We start from the raw sequence: 17,446 nt of genomic DNA, 5'->3' as shown, positions 1-17,446 counted from the left end.
TTGTAGCAGCGTATCAGTGGCGATACGCTGTTGTTTTTTTAGCATGGCTCGGTTAAGCTAAACCTTAGATTCTGCATTTGATGAGGTAGATTGCATGCCAGCGTTTCAGCATTGTCATTGGTGTGGGGCGGCCTTTGGCGCGGTACAAGGATTTCCGCGAGTTTGCAGCGCATGTGGAAATTCAACCTATCGTAATCCAATTCCGGTCAGCGTGATTTTATTGCCAGTTGATGGTGGATTATTAACCGTGCGGCGGGCAATCGAGCCGCGCAAAGGTCAATTGGCCTTGCCTGGCGGCTTTGTTAATTTCGATGAAAGTTGGCAGGCAGCTGGAGTGCGTGAAGTGTTCGAGGAAACGAATATTCAGCTCGATCCGCACAGTATTCGCGATTGGTGGACGCGTAGCACGCCCGATGGCATGATTTTGATTTTTGGCTTGGCTCAGCCAATTCGTCGTGCTGATGTGCCAAGCGACTTTGATCGCAGCGAAACCGAAGCCTTAGTGGTGATCGATGCTCCGCAAGTGTTGGCGTTTCCCTTGCATAACGAAGCGATGCAAGCCTATTTTGAGCGTTTGCACGACTGAAAATGACCGCCTGCTCCCATCCATTGCGGGAGCAGGCGACGGAATGGGCGCTGAATGCAAGCTGGTTAGCGTTGCATTGTCAGCTGATAGCGCCCTAAAATATGCTCTGGAATATAAATTGGCTTGATTGAGGCGGCGGATTGAATGCTACTAGCCCCATAATCAATTAGGCGATAGAAGGCCAGATTAACCGCCGTTTGTTGGATGTGATGCTGAAATGTTTGTGCGGCTTGTTGCGCCCCGATAGTCTGTGCTTGGGCTTGCTCTACCCCAGCTAATGATTGCGCGGTTAAGAGGGCAACCACTAAGAGCATGGTAAAGCAAATGCTTAAACTGCTAACAACCAATGCCCGCATATGTGCGTATCCTTAAAAAAGTTAACGACTATGCTGCAATGTAGTAGATTTTGTCGTTATTGCCTATAGCGCAACAGTCCTACTTTACTATAGTTTTATGGTTGTTCCGATGGTTGTTCGTCATCCTGAGCGCGAATTGCCGCCGTATATTCAGGGTGTTGGACAAAATGACCATCCTGCAAAATTTCGCGATCCCACGGGTTCATAATCAGTTGATCTGATAACAACCCTACATAATCTGGGCGTGGATTAGCCCACGTATGGGCGTAGAGCGCAGCAGTTTTGACATCAGCAGCCCCCATATCGCGCACCACCAGCGCCGCGACCAACAAGGTTTGGCCTGAATCAGCCATCTCATCGACGATCAGCACCCGCCGATTGCGCACTTTTTCGGGTGGCTTAACCAACCACGATGGGTCACGCCGCACAACTTGATCTTCAAAACGGCGAGTTAAGCGAATTGGGTAGAGTTCGCGGCGCAGGGCATACGAAAGCAAGGTAGCTGGAAATAAGCCCCCACGGGCGATCCCCAAGACGAGTTCTGGTCCCCACGGGGCAATTTGCACGGCAAGCTGGCGGGTTAGTTCCTCGAAGCGTTGCCAACTAATTGGATCAACCCCGCGTCGAGTGCGATAATCATAGGATGCCATAATTGTGCTCCACTGAAAACGAGCGCATAGCTAGGCTATGCACTCGCTTGATTTGGCTGATTGCGCGATGTTTAGGCGATGGTAACGTCTTCGCACAGGTAAACATCTTGGATTGCTTGCAACAAGGCAGCACCTTCGGCCATTGGGCGTTGGAAGGCTTTGCGGCCTGAAATCAAGCCTGCACCACCACCACGTTTGTTGATCACGGCGGTGCGTACTGCTTCGGCGGTGTCGCTTTCGCCGCTCGATGCACCACCTGAGTTGATCAAGCTGGCGCGGCCCATGTAGCAGTTGGCAACTTGATAGCGTACCAAGTCGATTGGATGATCGCTAGTCAATTCGCTATAAATGCGCTTGTCGGTTTTGCCATATGGGTTGTCTTTTGAGGTAACTGCATTGTAGCCGCCATTGTTTTCAGGCAGTTTTTGCTTGATGATGTCGGCTTCGATTGTTACGCCCAAGTGGTTGGCTTGGCCGGTCAAGTCGGCTGAAACATGGAAATCGGTAGTGCTGTTCTTGAAGGCGTTGTTGCGCAAGTAGCACCACAAAATTGTGGCCATGCCCAACTCGTGCGCCATCTTGAAGGCTTGGGCAACTTCAACAATTTGGCGGCCTGATTCGGCTGAACCAAAGTAGATGGTTGCGCCAACTGCGGCAGCACCCATTTCGTGGGCTTCTTTAATTGTGCCAAACAAGATTTGGTCAAACTTGTTGGGATATGATAAGAATTCGTTGTGGTTGATTTTGACCACAAACGGAATTTTATGCGCATATTTACGGGCAACTGAACCCAGCACCCCAAAGGTTGAAGCAACGGCGTTACAACCACCTTCGATAGCGAGTTTTACAATATTTTCAGGGTCGAAATAAGCAGGATTTGGGGCAAATGAAGCACCAGCGGAGTGTTCGATCCCTTGGTCAACTGGCAAAATTGAGAGGTAGCCAGTGTTGGCCAAGCGGCCTGTGCCATAGAGGCTTTGCAAGTTGCGCAATACCGGAATACTGCGATCTGAGGCAGTCCAGACCCGATCAACAAAATCTGGACCTGGTTGATGGATCAAATCTTTGCTAATCGTTTTCGATTGATGTTCTAAGAGTGACGATGCTTCATCGCCTAATAATTCTGCAATACGGTCAATCATTGAGAATGCTCCTTATGGCTGACAACGCGCCCATTATAGCATGCTGTGCGCAACCGCTGGGGGGAGGAAGCACTACCCATGGTGACCTATTCGCTACGTGCCGTGGCATTGCGCATGCGAATCATCGAAAATTGCAGGCTCGATTGGGCGACAGCGCCATGCAAACGCCATAAATTTGGCATGATCTGTAATTCAATCCCCAAACTGACAATCTGCCCCAAGAGATCATCAATTGGATGCATGGCGATTGGTTCAACGTGGCGAAAGCTAATCCAATAGCCTGCTGCTGCATCCGTAAGCTCAAACGTTGCCCGCTCAAATTCATAGGCATACAGCGTGGTTGAGCGAATTCGATCAAGCCAAGCATGCTCAACCACAATAATTGCTTGGGCATTACTCAAGCCAAAAAAGCGAGCTTGATCGTCGGGGCTGGTCTGCTGATCGCAGCGTATACAAATGCGTGGGCAATCTCGTGGCAACAGATAATTTGCCACAAGATTGCCTTGAATTGCCCAAACGATTGGTGGATGCTCAGGCTTGCGTGGATGCGGACGTGGCGCAAATTGACTAATTGTGGCATCTTCGCTGAGATGATAGAGCAGTGCAGGATTGGGCTGCCACAGCTTAGTCATGGTTTGCTCCCGGGACAAGCATACTCATAGCTTGCAAATCAACATCGTCGCGCACAATATCCATCAAAATTTCGTCGTAGCGCTGATTGCCCAAGGGGATTGCGCCGCGCACTCGCCCAGCCTCGCGAAAGCCTGCGCGTTCGTAGGCGCGGCCAGCTCGCGCGTTGTAGCCGTAATACCAAAGCTTGATATTGTGCAAATTCAAGAAGAAAAAGCCGTATTCAGCCATCAAGCGCACAGCTTCGGTGCCATAACCTTTGCTACGCTGGCTCGCTTCGCCAATCAAAATGCCTAAGGCCGCACTTTGGCGACGATGATTGATTTCAAACAAACTAATGTTGCCAATCGGCTGGTCAGTTTCTTTGATATGAATGGCAAAAGTGATGCGTTCGGCGTTTTGACGTGACGCTTGTTGATACCACGCTTCTTCATCTTCAAGCGTAGCAGCAAAGCCGATCGCTCCTAGATTAGCGGTCATGCCAAGGTCGCTAAACCAACGTACATACAACGGAACATGCTCATGGCGTAAGGTCGCAAAATAAATTTGCTGGCCCGTTACCACTGGATAAATTGGATTTTCACTGCTCATAACGACCCTTCTACAAGGCTACGATTGTGATTGTTGCTTGATTATAGGCCGTTCGTGGGGCGGGGCATCGGTTTTACGACTGAACTTTGGCTCAGCCTAAAAGGAGCTTGCTGCAAGAATTTGCCATGCTCAACTACCTTTAACTACTCAGACTATTGATGGTAGTTTTCGCAATTGAATCACAGTATAATCAAGCGAACAAGGGAGAGCACAGCCACAAGCCGCAATCAAAAAAGCCTGTTTTGACCTTGCAAAGCTGATAAAAATGGCGTGAAAGGAAAGCAGTATGCAGCTTACAAATCAACCATATGTGGTAATTGTTGATGATCAACCAGCCGCTGCCTTAGGCCTCCAAGCAGCGATCGCCGATCAACGTTTGAGTTTGTTGCGTAATTTAAGTTATGGCTGTGATCGGGTTAGTTCGGTTGGCGATCTCGAACGTCAACTCGATTTATATCCAGCCCAAAGTATTCGTTTGATGGTGGTTGATTATGCGATGGTTGGGCGCACGCCGCTGCATATTATTTATCGCTTGCGTACCAATCGCACATTGCACCCAGCCTTGCATCCCGAGGCCTTGCTCATTGGCTGGAGTGCCTATGAAGATGTTGATAGCTTGTTTCGTTCGGTTGGCTTCGATGGCTTTATTAGCAAACATTTAGCCCAAAACGAGGTTGCCCAAGCCATCGAATGGATCTATCAGCAGCGCTTGCATGGCGCAGGCTGGACATGTGTGGGCTTGCCTGTACCCTGGGCTACCAATCAGCTCATTGCCTAAATGCGCGGTAAGGCCAAACTGGTGCGTGCGCCGCCTTGAGCCTGATTTTCAAAACGAACCGAGCCTTGATGCAACCGAGCAACCTGCATAATTAATGCCAAGCCTAGCCCATTACCGCCAAGCTTGCCGCTCCAGCCTAGCACCGCCGGAATCTGATTGGTGGCGAGGCGTTGCAGCAATTCTTTGGGGTAGCCCATGCCTTGATCACTAATGCTAATCACGGCCATTTCGTTGTTGGTACAGCACTCAAGGCTAATCTGTTGCCCAGCGATCGAGCTTGGGTTGGCCTCGATTGAATTTTGAATAATTGTGCGTAAGGCTAAAGTAAGAAACAGATCATTGCCTTTAATTAAGACTGGTTGCTGTTTGCATAAACTCAAACGCAGGTGCTCAGGATCAAGCTGATGTGAGGTGCGCACCTCATTGACAATTTGTTGTAATAACTCGGCTAAATTGAGAGTTTGTAATTGTTGGACTTGCAGCACTCCATCGCGGGTCAAAATTAATAATTGAGTGGTTAATTGCTTAAGATGTTGGGTTGTAGTCGCTAGCGCATTCAACGCTTCGGCGCTGCTAATACCAGCATTTTGTTGTGGTACGTTGGCCAAAAAACGCTCAAAAATTGGCACTAGCCCTTCTAAGCCACTGCTATAGCCGCGTAATTCGTGCTGAAAAAAGCGAATAAATTGACGCGCTTGTTGTTCTTGCTCAAGCTGGGCTTTGGCCAGCACCTGAATTTGGGTGGCGCGACTGGCCGAGCTGCGCAATTGCCACATCGTCAAAAACAACAACAAATTAAACACAATTACCGCTGGGTTAAACAAACTCCAGCCCGCGGGGTGAACCAGCGCCGCAACCAGCATAAACGCTGGATAACTAACGATCGGCCATAAGCGACCAGTGGCGATAATGGTCAGCAGAATTGGCACGGTTACTAAAACCACCGCCGCGCTTTCAAGCTCGACAATGCTGAGGGCGATCAAACAGGTTGCAGTCATGCTGAGCACAATTAACCAGCGTGGCCAACCCAAGTTTGGGCGGCGATAGACCACCCAGCCCAGCCAAAATAGATATAACGCTAGGCCAAAATCAATCCAAATTAACAGTTTGGGTGCAGCTTGATCAAGGCCAGCCAAGCCTAATGTGCCGACTCCAACACTAAAGCAGGCAATCAGCCATGTGATCCACGGCAATGGATCGAGTTGTTGGCCGATGCGTTGATAGGCGTTGAACCATGATTGCGCTAAATTACCCCATCCATCCTTCATGATTGCTCCACTGATAGCCGCGACTATCACGATTGTAAGCCATCAGTGGGCGCACCATGGCACTAGGCTGTTTGGGCTTGCGCTAGGCCAACGCCGCTGAGGCGAGCCATAAAAGTGCAAATCACATCGTGCATCCAAGCTTGGAGTTCTGGAGGCGTTTGTTCTTCGCAGGCTATGGCAATCTGGGTCAAGCGATCAAGGGTTGTGGCTAATCCGGCTTCGAGCACATGTTGGTTGAGTTGTTGGAAGGTTGTTTGATTGGATTCGGCCAACAAGGCTTGTTTTTTACGCCAAAGCTGGCTGATTAAGCTAGCTAGCTGAATATTATTATCACACGCATCAGCGAGCGGGGCAATAACCCGACCGCGCTGAAGATCACAGCCCTCGCCGAATTGCACTCGTTGCTCTAAAAGGCCCACCACATCATCAACATCTTGCATTATTTGGGCAAAGAAATAGGCAGGCGTGGCCGGAAATGGCGCTTGGCGGTGGTACATCAGGGCCAAATTGAGGGCAAATTCGGTGGCAATTTGGCCTTGGCGATAGCGTTGCTGCATCCATTCGTCCCATTCAGCCTGCTCAGGATAACTATGTTCGACTTCCCAAATTTGCAACGCGCCTAATTCGCGCAGAAAATTCATGGTTGGCTGAACCAAACGTGGGTCAATTTCGACCGCCAATTCGGCGATGGTTGCGGTGAGACTGGTGGCGATTGGCGTGGCTTGGGTTACGCCGAAGCGGGCAGGCACGGTTGCTCGCTCCGAGCGTTGGCTGGCAATATCAACCGTATCATCCATCACTGCAACCGCTTCCATGGTTAACATAATTACTGGCAGCGCCCGTTGATGGGCTGGTGTAATCCCGCCCAATTGCTCAGCCAAACTCAAATAGAGCAATGGCAATAGAATGAACGATGGCTGTGGATTGTCCACGACCACATAATCCCAGACATGTTGCAACGGCGCTGGGATGTTCAGACTATTGAGTAACTGGCGGGCGACTTGGAGATGGGGGGCGAAGCTGGCTTGAGAACGCTTGAAAATACCTTGAAATTTTTGTGGAAACTGAATCGTGCTACCTGACATACAAACCTCTCGCAATGGCTGAAGGCTCGCGAGTGTGGTGCTTGATTGTAATGCTGATGCTCACTGAACCAAATCAATAATTTAGATCTTTATTTTTTATTAAAAAAGCGATTTACACAAGCAACCAAAGCGTTAACTATTTACCGTACTTCTGTGGAATAAGCGTTAGTACTTCTAGTCAAGTACTTTTGTAGCAGCACAAACTAAAATAGCCGCTCCTTTGGCCTAGTCATTTTCTAGGACGTACCGGATGGTTAATGTGGTATTAGGTTAGAAGTACTGAATAAATCTGCAAGAAGTTTGAAAGAGAAGCTTAAAATGAATAATTTTTAGTTTAAACACCCATGAATACAGTTAAATTGAACTTGAAATTGAGACGTTAATTAATGTATACCCTGCGCCAAAAAATAGTTTTTACTCGCTGATGCTCATTTTGCAGAGATAATGGCATTTAATCACTGGGTTGGTGACATGAAACTGTTGCTGAGTGGAATGTGCTAACTGATAGCCCAAATGCATGCCAACCAATAATAAAAGCAGACACAAACCAACCAACAACAGGTTGCCATGGCGTTGTGATTTTCTGAGTGCTACATCCATCTGCTTGCTCCTAGGATTGAAAGCCTTTTGGGATTGATAGTAGCAGTATGACAAGGCAACATAACCGGAAAGTTAACGAGTTGGGTGCTTATTCGGGGCGTTGGCTTAAAATTTGGTTGAGCAAGCGAATTTGCTCTTGTTGCAGCTGTACTAGCTCGTGCCATTGAGCTTCGCGTAGCTCGTCAATTTTATTATGTAGCCGCTGAATTTCCAGCTCGGCCTTGAGATTAATCTCATAATCGTGGCTGGCATCAAGCCGATCTTTGGCGGCCTGCCGACTTTGCGACATCATGATAATTGGCGCTTGCAAAGCTGCAACGCTCGATAGCACCAAATTTAACAAAATAAAGGGATAGGGATCGAACGGTTTGACCAAGAATAGCCCATTCAGTAGCATCCAACCGAGCAAAGCGCTGGAAAAGCCGATCAAGAAGGGCCAAGAACCACCAAACGCCGCTACTCGATCGGCCAAACGCTCACCAAAGGTTTGGTCGGCCTCAAATTGATGATTGGTATTTTTGCTAATTGTGGGGTGCTCGATTAAATGTTTGATCAATTCGCGTTCGCGGGTGGCTAAAGCACTTAATTGATGTGAATGATCGTGCTGCGGCGTTTGGTTAGCCATAATCCAAAATCCCTGCCCATACTACAATGGGCGAATTGCAAAGCCAGTACAAGCGAGGGCATATTCTACGCCTGCTTGGAGATTGGCGCGGGTCGTAATTTCGCTGAGGTCGATGCCTAAATGCACCATAGTTTGGGCAATTTCGCCGCGAATCCCCACGATAATCACCCGTGCACCGAGCAAACGAGCCGAATGCACGGTTTTAAGCAAATGGTGGGCCACGCCAGTATCAATTAATGGTACACCGGTGAGATCGAGGATGACCATTTGAGCCTTAAGATTGGTAATTTCATCGAGCAGGCGCTCGATCATTTGCTGAGCACGGCTGCTATCGATAACCCCAATCAGCGGAACTGCCAAAATATGCTTATAGACTGGAATAATCGGGAGTGCCAATTCGCTCAAAATTGCCTGTTGGCGGTCGAGTTGGCCGATTCGTGCCCGATCATAGCCGCGATATAACCCAGCTAGCCCCGATTGAATAACTTTTAAGGTTTGGCGTAAAAGGGCGACATGCTCAGCTGGTTGCGCGAATTTGGCCATGAGCATTTCGATGCCACGGCGATGCCAGAGCAACACCAATTGCTCAAAATCATCGATTGGTAGGCCTTGCATGGCGCGTTGGTAAGCCCCTTCTTCGAGGTGGGTACGGTAAAAATGGGGTTCTTCCTCATCCAAATCCATTCCGAAGGCATGAACGGTAATCAGCACCCGTTGAGCCAATTGTTGCTTGGTCAGGGGCAATTTGCGGTAACCTGGAATTTCCACCAAAGCTTGATCAATCAATTGATCGCTCATGGATTCTTCCATGGCAATAAAAACACTTCCGAAGGACATAGTTGCGTGCTCCTAACCCACATGATCGCTGGTGGCAATGAGCGTAGTGTTTTAGTAGGATGTGGCATTCGATGATACCATACAACCTTGGGCTAGTGTGCAATCCCCATCTCGGTACAATCTAGATGATGCTATTGCAAACAAATTGCTTGTTGCTTAATTTCCTCTTTCATCCTTCATCCCTCATCCCTCATCCTTCCTGCTTGTCTATGCTATCATACCAAGTACATACGTTAAATTGTACGAGATTCTCACCGATAGTTGGAGGTAGTTCGATGACCTTCGAACGTGCTGCGGGGATTCTTCTGCACCCCACGTCGTTGCATGGTCGCTATGGAATTGGTGATCTTGGCAGCGAGGCTTATCAATTTGTGGATTGGCTACAAGCGGCTGGGGCACGGCTATGGCAAATTTTGCCGCTCGGCCCAACTGGTTATGGCGATTCGCCCTATCAATGTTTTTCGGCGTTTGCTGGCAACCATATGCTGATTAGCCCCGATTATTTGGCTCGGATTAATTTGCTAGCCGAATGGGATTTGGCGCAACTCACCCATTTACCTGCCGAAGCTGTTGATTTTGGTGCGGTGATTCCAGCCAAATTGCAGCTGTTGCACACCGCCTTTGAAAACTTCAAGGCTCAGGCCGATGATCGTGGTTTTAGCGCGTTTTGTGTTGCCGAACAAGCCTGGCTCGACGATTATGCTCTATTTATGGCTTGTAAAGCAGCTCATGGCGGCGCTTCTTGGACGACATGGGATCAGGCAATTGCCTTGCATGAGCCAGCAGCAATTAGCGAATGGGGCAACAAATTAGCTGATGATGTGCAATTCCATAAGTTTTTGCAGTGGGCCTTTTTCAGCCAATGGGATGCCTTGAAGCAGTATGCCAACGAGCGCGATATCAAAATTGTTGGCGATATTCCAATTTTTGTAGCTCACGATAGCGCTGATGTTTGGGCGAATCGCAGCCTGTTTTTGCTGCATCCCGATGGCAATCCGGTTGATATTGCGGGCGTGCCACCAGATTATTTTTCGGCGACAGGCCAGCGCTGGGGCAACCCACTCTATCGTTGGGATGTTATGGCCCAAGATGGCTATCAATGGTGGCAACACCGAATTAGCGCCAGTTTGCGCACCGTCGATATCGTGCGGGTTGATCACTTCCGTGGCTTTGCGGGCTATTGGGCTGTGCCAGCAAGCGAAGAAACTGCAGTTAACGGCGAATGGCGACGTGGCCCAGGCGCAGATTTCTTCCAAGCAATTAGCCATGCTTTTGGTAGCTTGCCGTTGATTGCCGAAGATTTAGGCATGATCACGCCTGATGTGTATCAATTGCGCGACCAATTTGCCTTGCCCGGCATGCGGATTTTGCAATTTGCCTTCACCTCAGGAGCTTTCCAATCGAACTTCTTGCCACATACCTATGTGCAAAATACGGTTGCCTATACTGGCTCGCACGATAACGATACCTCGCGCGGCTGGTACACGAGTGCTGGGCCAGAAGAACAGCATCGTGCCCGCACCTATTTGTATTGTGGCGAGGATGCGATTGTTTGGACGATGATTCGCACCTTGTATGCCTCAGTTGCTGATACGGTGATTATCCCCATGCAAGATGCGCTTGATCTGGGCAGCGAAGCCCGTATGAATCGGCCTGGCTACACTGGTGGTAATTGGGCATGGCGCATCAAGCCCGACCAACTATCCTACGATTTAGCCCGTTCGCTTTATGGACTGGCCGAAGTGTATGGGCGCTTGGCTCAGCCAGCGATCAGCAATGAGCTTGATCCCAATGCTCCGCCCTATTTTGACCTACAAGAAACCAGCGAACTATGAGATTTGACCGTTCATGGATGCCCGCGATCATTGCAATTCTGGGTTTGTTTATGCTGCGCACCCAAGTGTTGGCGATGCCAAACTTGGCACGAGTGGCAATTATGTTGGTTGGCTGCGGCTTTCTGCTCTGGATTGCTTGGCAAATCTGGCAGAATCGCCAAGGCTCAAGGCTCTTTAGCAGCAGCCCGCAAGTTCAATACTGGCGCGGCCAGCGAATTGAAATGAAACCAACTCAGAGCTATAAAAAGAGTCTCAAGCTTGAGCCACGGACAATCGCGCTCATTGCGCTGTATGGCCTTGCTGGATTAACGGGCATTATTGGCACGTTATTGAATCTTGGCCGTTTTGGATTCTAAAACGCACTTTGGAGCATGCATGCGCCGCTGTCTTTCATTCTTGCTTGTGGGGTTGTTGGCTGGCTGTAGCCAGCAACCTCAACACTTGCTGCGACCAAATGGCGTTGCCGTTGCCAGCGATCAACAAATTTATGTCTCTGATCGCGGTAATTATCGCATCGCTCAGCTCGACTCCACTGGCCAAATTGCCGCCAGTATTGGGGTTTTTGGGGTTGGCCCAAGCAATATTCACTCTGGCTGGGATCTTGGGCGCGATAGTTTTGGCCGTTTGTATATCGGCAATTTTATTTATAATGATGAAGCGACGCTGGTGCACGATGGGGTGCGCAGCTTCGAGCCTGATGGTTCGTTTGTACGCGAGTTTGGTGGCAACGATTATGATCCAGCCATGGATGAGCCAACCAATGAACCCTATGGCGTAACTGTTGATAGTGCCGACCGAATTTGGGTGGCCAATTACAAGGCCAATCGGGTGGTGGTCTATCATCGTGATGGCCAGCAATTGGCCGAATTTTTTGGCGAGTTTGGTAATGGCAATGAACAATTTAGCGGCATCAGTGATTTAGTCGTTGATCGCGAGCGTCGCCATGTGTATGTGGTCGATTCATTCAATGGCCGCATTCAAGAATTTTCGTTGCACGAAGCTGGCGATATGATTTCACTGCAATTTTTGCGGGTGATTGGTCGCTATGGCAGCAACCTTGGCGAATTTTCCTACCCACTCAATATTGCGCTTGATCAAGCGACCGGCGATATTTATGTTGGCGATATGGGCAATCAGCGGATTCAACGCCTAACCCACGATGGTCAGCCAATCGCGGCCTTTGCCCCGGATCTGGCGCGTTGGCAAGTTTTTGGTTTGGCGTTTCATAACAATCATGTTTATGCTGCCGATGCCTATAACAACACTATTTGGCGCTTCAATGCCGATGGTAGTAATCCACAACGCTTGGGGAGCGAGCAATGAAACTGCGTATTCCACTGATTATCAAAGTGTTGTTGCCGCTCCAAGTGATCATTATTGCGACACTAGTCTTTGCTGGCCTGAGTTTTTATCGGGAAACTAACCAGCGCTGGCAACGCGAGATGGATACACGTTTGGCACGAGTCGTTGAATTGATTGCCCGTGAGCTTGATCCAGCCCTGTTGAGCCAAATTGATGCACCAGCTGATTTGTATACCGAAGCCTATACCACACTACAAAAGCAATTGGCCCAAGCCCAAACTGCGGCTAACGTGGGCTTTATTGGCATTTTACGCCGCGATATCAAAACCCATCGTTTGTATTATTGGGTCGATGTTGATAATACTGGCATCAACTATCCCTTCTTCTACGATACGCCTGAGCACTGGGCCGCCTTTGAGGATGGCCAGCGCCATGCCGTGCGCTATGCCGATGAATTTGGCTCGTACTATGGCTTGGTTGCGCCAATTGTGGTTAACGATGCCCAAGGTCAGCCCTATGTGATTGCGATTGTTGAGGCTTCGCTTTCGGTTGAGGCGCGTGATCTGACCCAGCAATCGTTGATTAACCAACTGTTGCCATTGATTATTGGTGGCAGTTTGGTGGCGATTGCTTGTGCTTGGCTGGCGACAGTTTTTGTGGTCAATCGGCCACTTCAGCGTTTGAAACATGGTGCGTTACAACTCGCCGACGGCCATTTGGGTCATACCCTGCCCGATGATCAACGAGTTACCGATGAATTAACCGACCTGACCCGCACCTTTAATCTCATGTCGCAGCGCATTGCCAAGCTTTATACTGAGCAGAGTGAACGCGAACGAATGCTGGGCGAACTGCAAATTGCGCGAAATGTACAACAAGCGCTGTTGCCGAAACGCCTGCCAAGCGTGGCGGGGCTTGAAGTAGCTGCGATTTGTTTGCCGCAACGCGAAACCTCAGGCGATTTCTATGGCGTGATCGCTCAAGGCAGCAACACCGTTGATCTGATGATTGGCGATGTTTCGGGCAAGAGCGTGCCTGCTGCCTTAGTGATGGTCGCAACCTACAGTACCCTTCGCGCCTTGGCGGGCACCCAAGCCACCCCGGCCATGATTCTTGATCAAACCAACACCAGTTTGGTACAGAATATTCCTCGTAGTATGTTTGCGGCGGTCAGTTATGCCCGCATCGATGCCTTAGCTCGCACCTTGGTTTGGGCCAATGCTGGACAAGTTTATCCATTTCTCATTCATAGCAGCCGCAATCAGCCCGAATTTCCCGAATATTTGACTGGGCGCGGCCAATCGTTGCCGCTTGGCATCACACCATTAATTCAATATGAAGATAGCCCAATTCAGTGTAACCATGGCGATATGCTATTGTTTTTCACTGATGGGATTGTTGAGGCCATGAATAGCAGCGACGAGATGTATGGCTTCGAGCGTTTGGAAGATTTAGTGCGCTCATTGCCAGCCGATATTCATGCTCAGGCCTTGCTCGATGCTGTGCTCAACGATGTGCAAGACTTTGCCAACCATACCGAGCAGCACGACGATATTACCATGTTGGCCGTGAAGTTTGTGTAGATCGGGGAATGAGAACATAGAACATAGAGCATAGAGCATAAAAAATTATGCTTCGTGCTCTTCGTGTTCTTCGTGGTTAAAATTACAATCCCCTATGTTCTTTGCTCTATGTTCTTATCCATTTTGTAGTACATTAACAACGAGATTATTAGGAGCGGTAGTAATGATGCAATGATTGGCATCATGCAAGGAGCCTGTATGCAGTTTGATACCTCGTATCTCAACAAAACCCCCAACAAAACCGCCCGTAATACCACGAGCTTCAAGCCCGAATTTGTGATTTTGCACGAAACAGCGGGCTATGGCTCACTCGAATGGAACCTGCGGCCAGAAGTTCGCTCAAGTTATAACTATCTGATTGCGCGTGATGGTAAAACCTATCACTACGTTAATGAAAAAGCCTATATTGCTTGGCATGCCGGGGTGCGCAGTTGGGCACGTGGCTATAGCGGCGGCGAAATCAATGTATATGCGATCGGGGTCGAGGTTGAGGGGCCAAATGATGGTACGCCGATCACTACGGCTCAAACCAAATCACTCGTCGAGTTAATTCGCTATTTTCGTGATACCTATGCGATTCCAATCAATCGTGACTACTTCTTTGCGCATAGCACGGTTGCGCCTGGCTATAAAGACGATCCACGGGGCTATAGTGTTGAATATACCTTGAAATTGCTTGATGAAAGCAGCCCAAGCGTTGGCCCACGTCCCAATACCCTCGGCGCACAACTGCGCAACGAGGTTTATAAACTGGCTAAGGGTGAATATCGACCTGATTGGATGTTTCATCAATATGCCTTGAAAAACAAACTTGGCTCGCCGATTCGGGTTGGCATGGATTTTAGCGTAAAAGGCGTGCGCTACACCGGCGAAGTCTATGGCCGCGATGTTGTGATTAGCCCTTACAATCAATGGGATATTGTGCTGCGTGCCAACGATTTGACCGATCAGGATGTTTACAATGCCCTGATGCAATTTACCTATGGTGCGTTGGGTGTGGATTATCGACCGGATCAAGCCTTTTATCAATTTATTAGCCGACCGCCACGTAAGCTAGTGGGTGTGCCGTTGGGCAATAGCAGCCGTTTGCAGGCTGGCGATGGCGCAGCCTATGCGGCCCAAATTTTCTCGCTTGATGCGCTGTATACACCAATTGCCGCTACAGGCACAACCAATTGGTCGGTGGTCAAACAACTTAGTGCAATTGTGGCGGCCCAAAATGCCTCAGCCGCCGATGCCGCCCTACGCGAAACGATCAATCGAGCCATGTATAGCCGTATCAATACGAGCTTCGATGCCAAGTTGCCATTTATCAAAAAAGCACTAGAAGCTAATCTTGGCGCACCATTGTCGGGCCAACGGCGTTGGAGCTATCGCAATAACGAATATGTGTATGTGGTCTATGCTGGCGATACGCTGTTCGCGCTGGCCAACAAACCTGCTGAAGTACGTTTATTGAGTGAACAGGCCGATTAACGTTCATCCAGTTATAAGCCAACTATCAGCCTCGTATGATGTTTTGTAACAACTCCTTCTTAGATGATAAACCTACGCATCTAAGGAGGAGTTATGTTTAAAAACCTTGTTCGATTAGCGCTTTGTGGCACATTCGTGCTTGGATTGAGCGCATGTCAACCAAGCCAAAATCAACCAACAGCTACAGCCCAAACAAGCCCAACCCAGTTTGCTCAGAATTCAGCAACGCCATCGCTGGTTCCAACCAACGAGCCAGAAATGCCAACCGAAGCTGCTCAAGTTTTGGTAACGCCAACGACTGAGCCAACCATCGCACCAAACCCAACGCCATTTGAACCTAGCATTGAACCATTACCCGATCCAATTTTGATCAGCGAACCACTGCCAGAATTTATGCAAACGACGCTTGATCCGCCACTAAACTTTAGTTTGAATGATCAAACGACCTATGCTAATCCCGCATTATTGCCCGAACGCAGCGCAGGAACGATCAATTTGCAAACCTTGCCTAGCCTAAGCCTTTTGCAAAAAATTGGGCTGGGCGAGGTGATTGATCTCGCGATTGCTCCGAATAATCAATTTATGGCGGTTGCAACGCCGATTAATTTAGTTGTGTATGATTTGCCAAGTTTGCAGCAACGCTATGTTGCGCAAGTGCCAGCCACAATCTATAACCTTAGCATTAGTGATGATAGTGCAACGATTAATCTATTAGTCAATCCCGATTTAATCAATCCATCGCCAGTTAAGGCCACAATTCGGCGTTACGCAAGCCAAACTGGGGCTTTTATCGATCAAACTGAGCAAATGGTTGATCTGAACCAATGGGACTCAAGCGAGCCATTCATTGGAAACCAATCAATTCCAACGCAGCGTGGCGGCTATGGTGCTTACAGCCCGAATCAAGCGTTTTTTGCCCATCTTGAGCCACCACCAGGCCTAGCGCTTGGTTTAGGGGTTGCAATCGAGCGCGTGATCGATCAGACCACGATTTATACTGATGAACAATCGTTATATCTGCGATTTAGCCCCGATAGTGCCTATGCTGCGGTATTTTTTGAGCAATCGATTCAATTACTCGATTTGAATTCAGGCTCCGTGCAACAGCTAGTGATTCCAGCCTACAGCTATGGCAATTTCAGCCCCGACAGCAGCCTATACGCCACCAGTGATGGATTTCAATTGCTCGATTTAAATCAATCCCGACTTTTCAAAACCTTTCCAAATAAACCAATTGATACGATGTATCGTACCTATACGCGCCCAACCTTCAGCCCTGATGGCCAAATGCTCAGCAATGGCGAAAATATTTGGTCGGTAAACCAAGAGCCAGCCTTGATTCGCCAACAGCGGCTACCATTTTTCGGGGATGCAGCTTTGGGGATGGCGATCGTTCATGGTGATAGCGAGTGGCTATTAACCAGCGAAAAAAGATTTGCTAGAAATAATGAACCAATTGAGCTAAAGCTTTTTAAAGCCGAGCAGCTCTATAATAGCTTTACAGTTACCGACACCTTGAATGATGCCTATTTTAGTCCTGATGGTGAGCAAATTGGTTTTATTCTCAATAATAATGAATTACATTTCTATGATCTAGCAAGGAAATCATTTGTTCAATCCAAAATATTTCCATATGCACTTCAAGAATTATCCTTTGGCAGTAATGGCGATCAAATTGTTGTAAGTTTCGAAGAAAATCCTCAGGAGATTATTGCAGCATTGCTCAATCGCAATGATTTAAGTATTATTCGGACATTTGGGGCGATTGATCAGCAATTTGCGCTTACTTACAATAATTTAGACTATAAGGCATATAGAAAGAAAGTAGCTATTCAAGTCATCGATACTGCTGATTTAATGATCATCCCGATTGATTCAAGAACAAATACTGCGATTGTGTATCAAATGAGCGATGGTATGCCAAAATATGCAATTAAACAAGGCATGCTCGCACCCGATAATCAGCTTTATCTATCAATCGAGGGTGGTCAATTACAATTATGGGGTCTGAAACCGTAGATTTCAGTTAGGCATAAGTATTCTATCAGATTCGTACTATGGTCTGACATAGCTCCTTCTTAGATGATAGATCCATTCAGCAA

18 protein-coding genes are annotated in these 17,446 nt (G+C 48.4%); 8 read left to right on the top strand and 10 right to left on the bottom strand.

Annotation, left to right across the window (positions count from 1 at the left end):
• Positions 1-94: 94 nt before the first annotated feature.
• Positions 95-586: an NUDIX domain-containing protein gene (locus tag LCH85_06645; GenBank protein MCA0351657.1), complete on the top strand. Its 492-nt coding sequence runs from the start codon at positions 95-97 to the stop codon at positions 584-586.
• A gap of 65 nt (positions 587-651) precedes the next feature.
• Here the strand turns inward: LCH85_06645 and LCH85_06640 are convergent, their stop codons facing one another.
• The 5 genes from LCH85_06640 to LCH85_06620 all read right to left on the bottom strand — a co-directional run bounded on the left by LCH85_06640 (position 652) and on the right by LCH85_06620 (position 3,955).
• Complete coding sequence (locus LCH85_06640) at positions 652-942, bottom strand: hypothetical protein (GenBank protein ID MCA0351656.1); 291 nt, start codon at positions 940-942, stop codon at positions 652-654.
• A gap of 95 nt (positions 943-1,037) precedes the next feature.
• Positions 1,038-1,592 (bottom strand): phosphoribosyltransferase, encoded by a 555-nt coding sequence (locus LCH85_06635; GenBank protein MCA0351655.1) that lies wholly within the window; start codon positions 1,590-1,592, stop codon positions 1,038-1,040.
• A gap of 71 nt (positions 1,593-1,663) precedes the next feature.
• Complete coding sequence (locus LCH85_06630) at positions 1,664-2,734, bottom strand: class I fructose-bisphosphate aldolase (GenBank protein ID MCA0351654.1); 1,071 nt, start codon at positions 2,732-2,734, stop codon at positions 1,664-1,666.
• An 86-nt stretch (positions 2,735-2,820) separates the two neighbouring features.
• Positions 2,821-3,366: a hypothetical protein gene (locus LCH85_06625; GenBank protein ID MCA0351653.1), complete on the bottom strand. Its 546-nt coding sequence runs from the start codon at positions 3,364-3,366 to the stop codon at positions 2,821-2,823.
• Positions 3,359-3,955, bottom strand: coding sequence for a GNAT family N-acetyltransferase (locus LCH85_06620; protein MCA0351652.1), 597 nt, complete (start codon positions 3,953-3,955; stop codon positions 3,359-3,361). Before LCH85_06620 ends, LCH85_06625 begins: the two co-directional genes overlap by 8 nt.
• 286 nt (positions 3,956-4,241) lie before the next feature.
• On the opposite strand from LCH85_06620, the gene LCH85_06615 reads away from it, so the two are divergent.
• Complete coding sequence (locus LCH85_06615) at positions 4,242-4,733, top strand: response regulator transcription factor (protein ID MCA0351651.1); 492 nt, start codon at positions 4,242-4,244, stop codon at positions 4,731-4,733.
• On the opposite strand, the gene LCH85_06610 is transcribed toward LCH85_06615, so the two are convergent.
• The 5 genes from LCH85_06610 to LCH85_06590 all read right to left on the bottom strand — a co-directional run bounded on the left by LCH85_06610 (position 4,730) and on the right by LCH85_06590 (position 9,148).
• Complete coding sequence (locus LCH85_06610; GenBank protein MCA0351650.1) at positions 4,730-6,001, bottom strand: hypothetical protein; 1,272 nt, start codon at positions 5,999-6,001, stop codon at positions 4,730-4,732. The two genes, LCH85_06615 and LCH85_06610, sit on opposite strands and share 4 nt — an antisense overlap.
• 62 nt (positions 6,002-6,063) lie before the next feature.
• The gene (locus LCH85_06605; GenBank protein ID MCA0351649.1) at positions 6,064-7,086 is read right to left on the bottom strand and encodes a polyprenyl synthetase family protein; all 1,023 of its coding nucleotides are present in this window, start codon (positions 7,084-7,086) and stop codon (positions 6,064-6,066) included.
• A 414-nt stretch (positions 7,087-7,500) separates the two neighbouring features.
• Positions 7,501-7,686 carry a hypothetical protein gene (locus tag LCH85_06600; GenBank protein ID MCA0351648.1) on the bottom strand — a complete coding sequence of 62 codons (186 nt, stop codon included), beginning with the start codon at positions 7,684-7,686 and terminating at the stop codon, positions 7,501-7,503.
• Between the two features lie 88 nt (positions 7,687-7,774).
• Positions 7,775-8,311 carry a DUF1003 domain-containing protein gene (locus LCH85_06595; protein MCA0351647.1) on the bottom strand — a complete coding sequence of 179 codons (537 nt, stop codon included), beginning with the start codon at positions 8,309-8,311 and terminating at the stop codon, positions 7,775-7,777.
• A gap of 21 nt (positions 8,312-8,332) precedes the next feature.
• Complete coding sequence (locus LCH85_06590) at positions 8,333-9,148, bottom strand: STAS domain-containing protein (protein MCA0351646.1); 816 nt, start codon at positions 9,146-9,148, stop codon at positions 8,333-8,335.
• 275 nt (positions 9,149-9,423) lie between these two features.
• Between LCH85_06590 and malQ the strand changes: the two genes are divergently transcribed.
• The 6 genes from malQ to LCH85_06560 all read left to right on the top strand — a co-directional run bounded on the left by malQ (position 9,424) and on the right by LCH85_06560 (position 17,363).
• Positions 9,424-10,983, top strand: coding sequence for a 4-alpha-glucanotransferase (gene malQ / locus LCH85_06585; protein MCA0351645.1), 1,560 nt, complete (start codon positions 9,424-9,426; stop codon positions 10,981-10,983).
• A complete protein-coding gene (locus LCH85_06580; GenBank protein ID MCA0351644.1) occupies positions 10,980-11,339 on the top strand; it encodes a hypothetical protein in 360 nt (119 codons plus the stop codon). The genes malQ and LCH85_06580 overlap by 4 nt, the downstream gene beginning before the upstream one ends.
• A gap of 19 nt (positions 11,340-11,358) precedes the next feature.
• Positions 11,359-12,306 carry an NHL repeat-containing protein gene (locus tag LCH85_06575; protein ID MCA0351643.1) on the top strand — a complete coding sequence of 316 codons (948 nt, stop codon included), beginning with the start codon at positions 11,359-11,361 and terminating at the stop codon, positions 12,304-12,306.
• Positions 12,303-13,868 (top strand): SpoIIE family protein phosphatase, encoded by a 1,566-nt coding sequence (locus LCH85_06570; protein ID MCA0351642.1) that lies wholly within the window; start codon positions 12,303-12,305, stop codon positions 13,866-13,868. The genes LCH85_06575 and LCH85_06570 overlap by 4 nt, the downstream gene beginning before the upstream one ends.
• 198 nt (positions 13,869-14,066) lie before the next feature.
• Complete coding sequence (locus LCH85_06565) at positions 14,067-15,344, top strand: peptidoglycan recognition protein family protein (protein ID MCA0351641.1); 1,278 nt, start codon at positions 14,067-14,069, stop codon at positions 15,342-15,344.
• Positions 15,345-15,437: 93 nt separating this feature from the next.
• Positions 15,438-17,363 (top strand): hypothetical protein, encoded by a 1,926-nt coding sequence (locus tag LCH85_06560; GenBank protein MCA0351640.1) that lies wholly within the window; start codon positions 15,438-15,440, stop codon positions 17,361-17,363.
• The last annotated feature ends 83 nt before the right edge of the window (positions 17,364-17,446 follow it).

The sequence above is a fragment of the Chloroflexota bacterium genome (genome assembly GCA_020161265.1).
Classification (GTDB): domain Bacteria; phylum Chloroflexota; class Chloroflexia; order Chloroflexales; family Herpetosiphonaceae; genus Herpetosiphon.
Note: the sequence above shows the minus strand (reverse complement) of the source record. Positions and strands in the feature narration are given on the sequence as shown.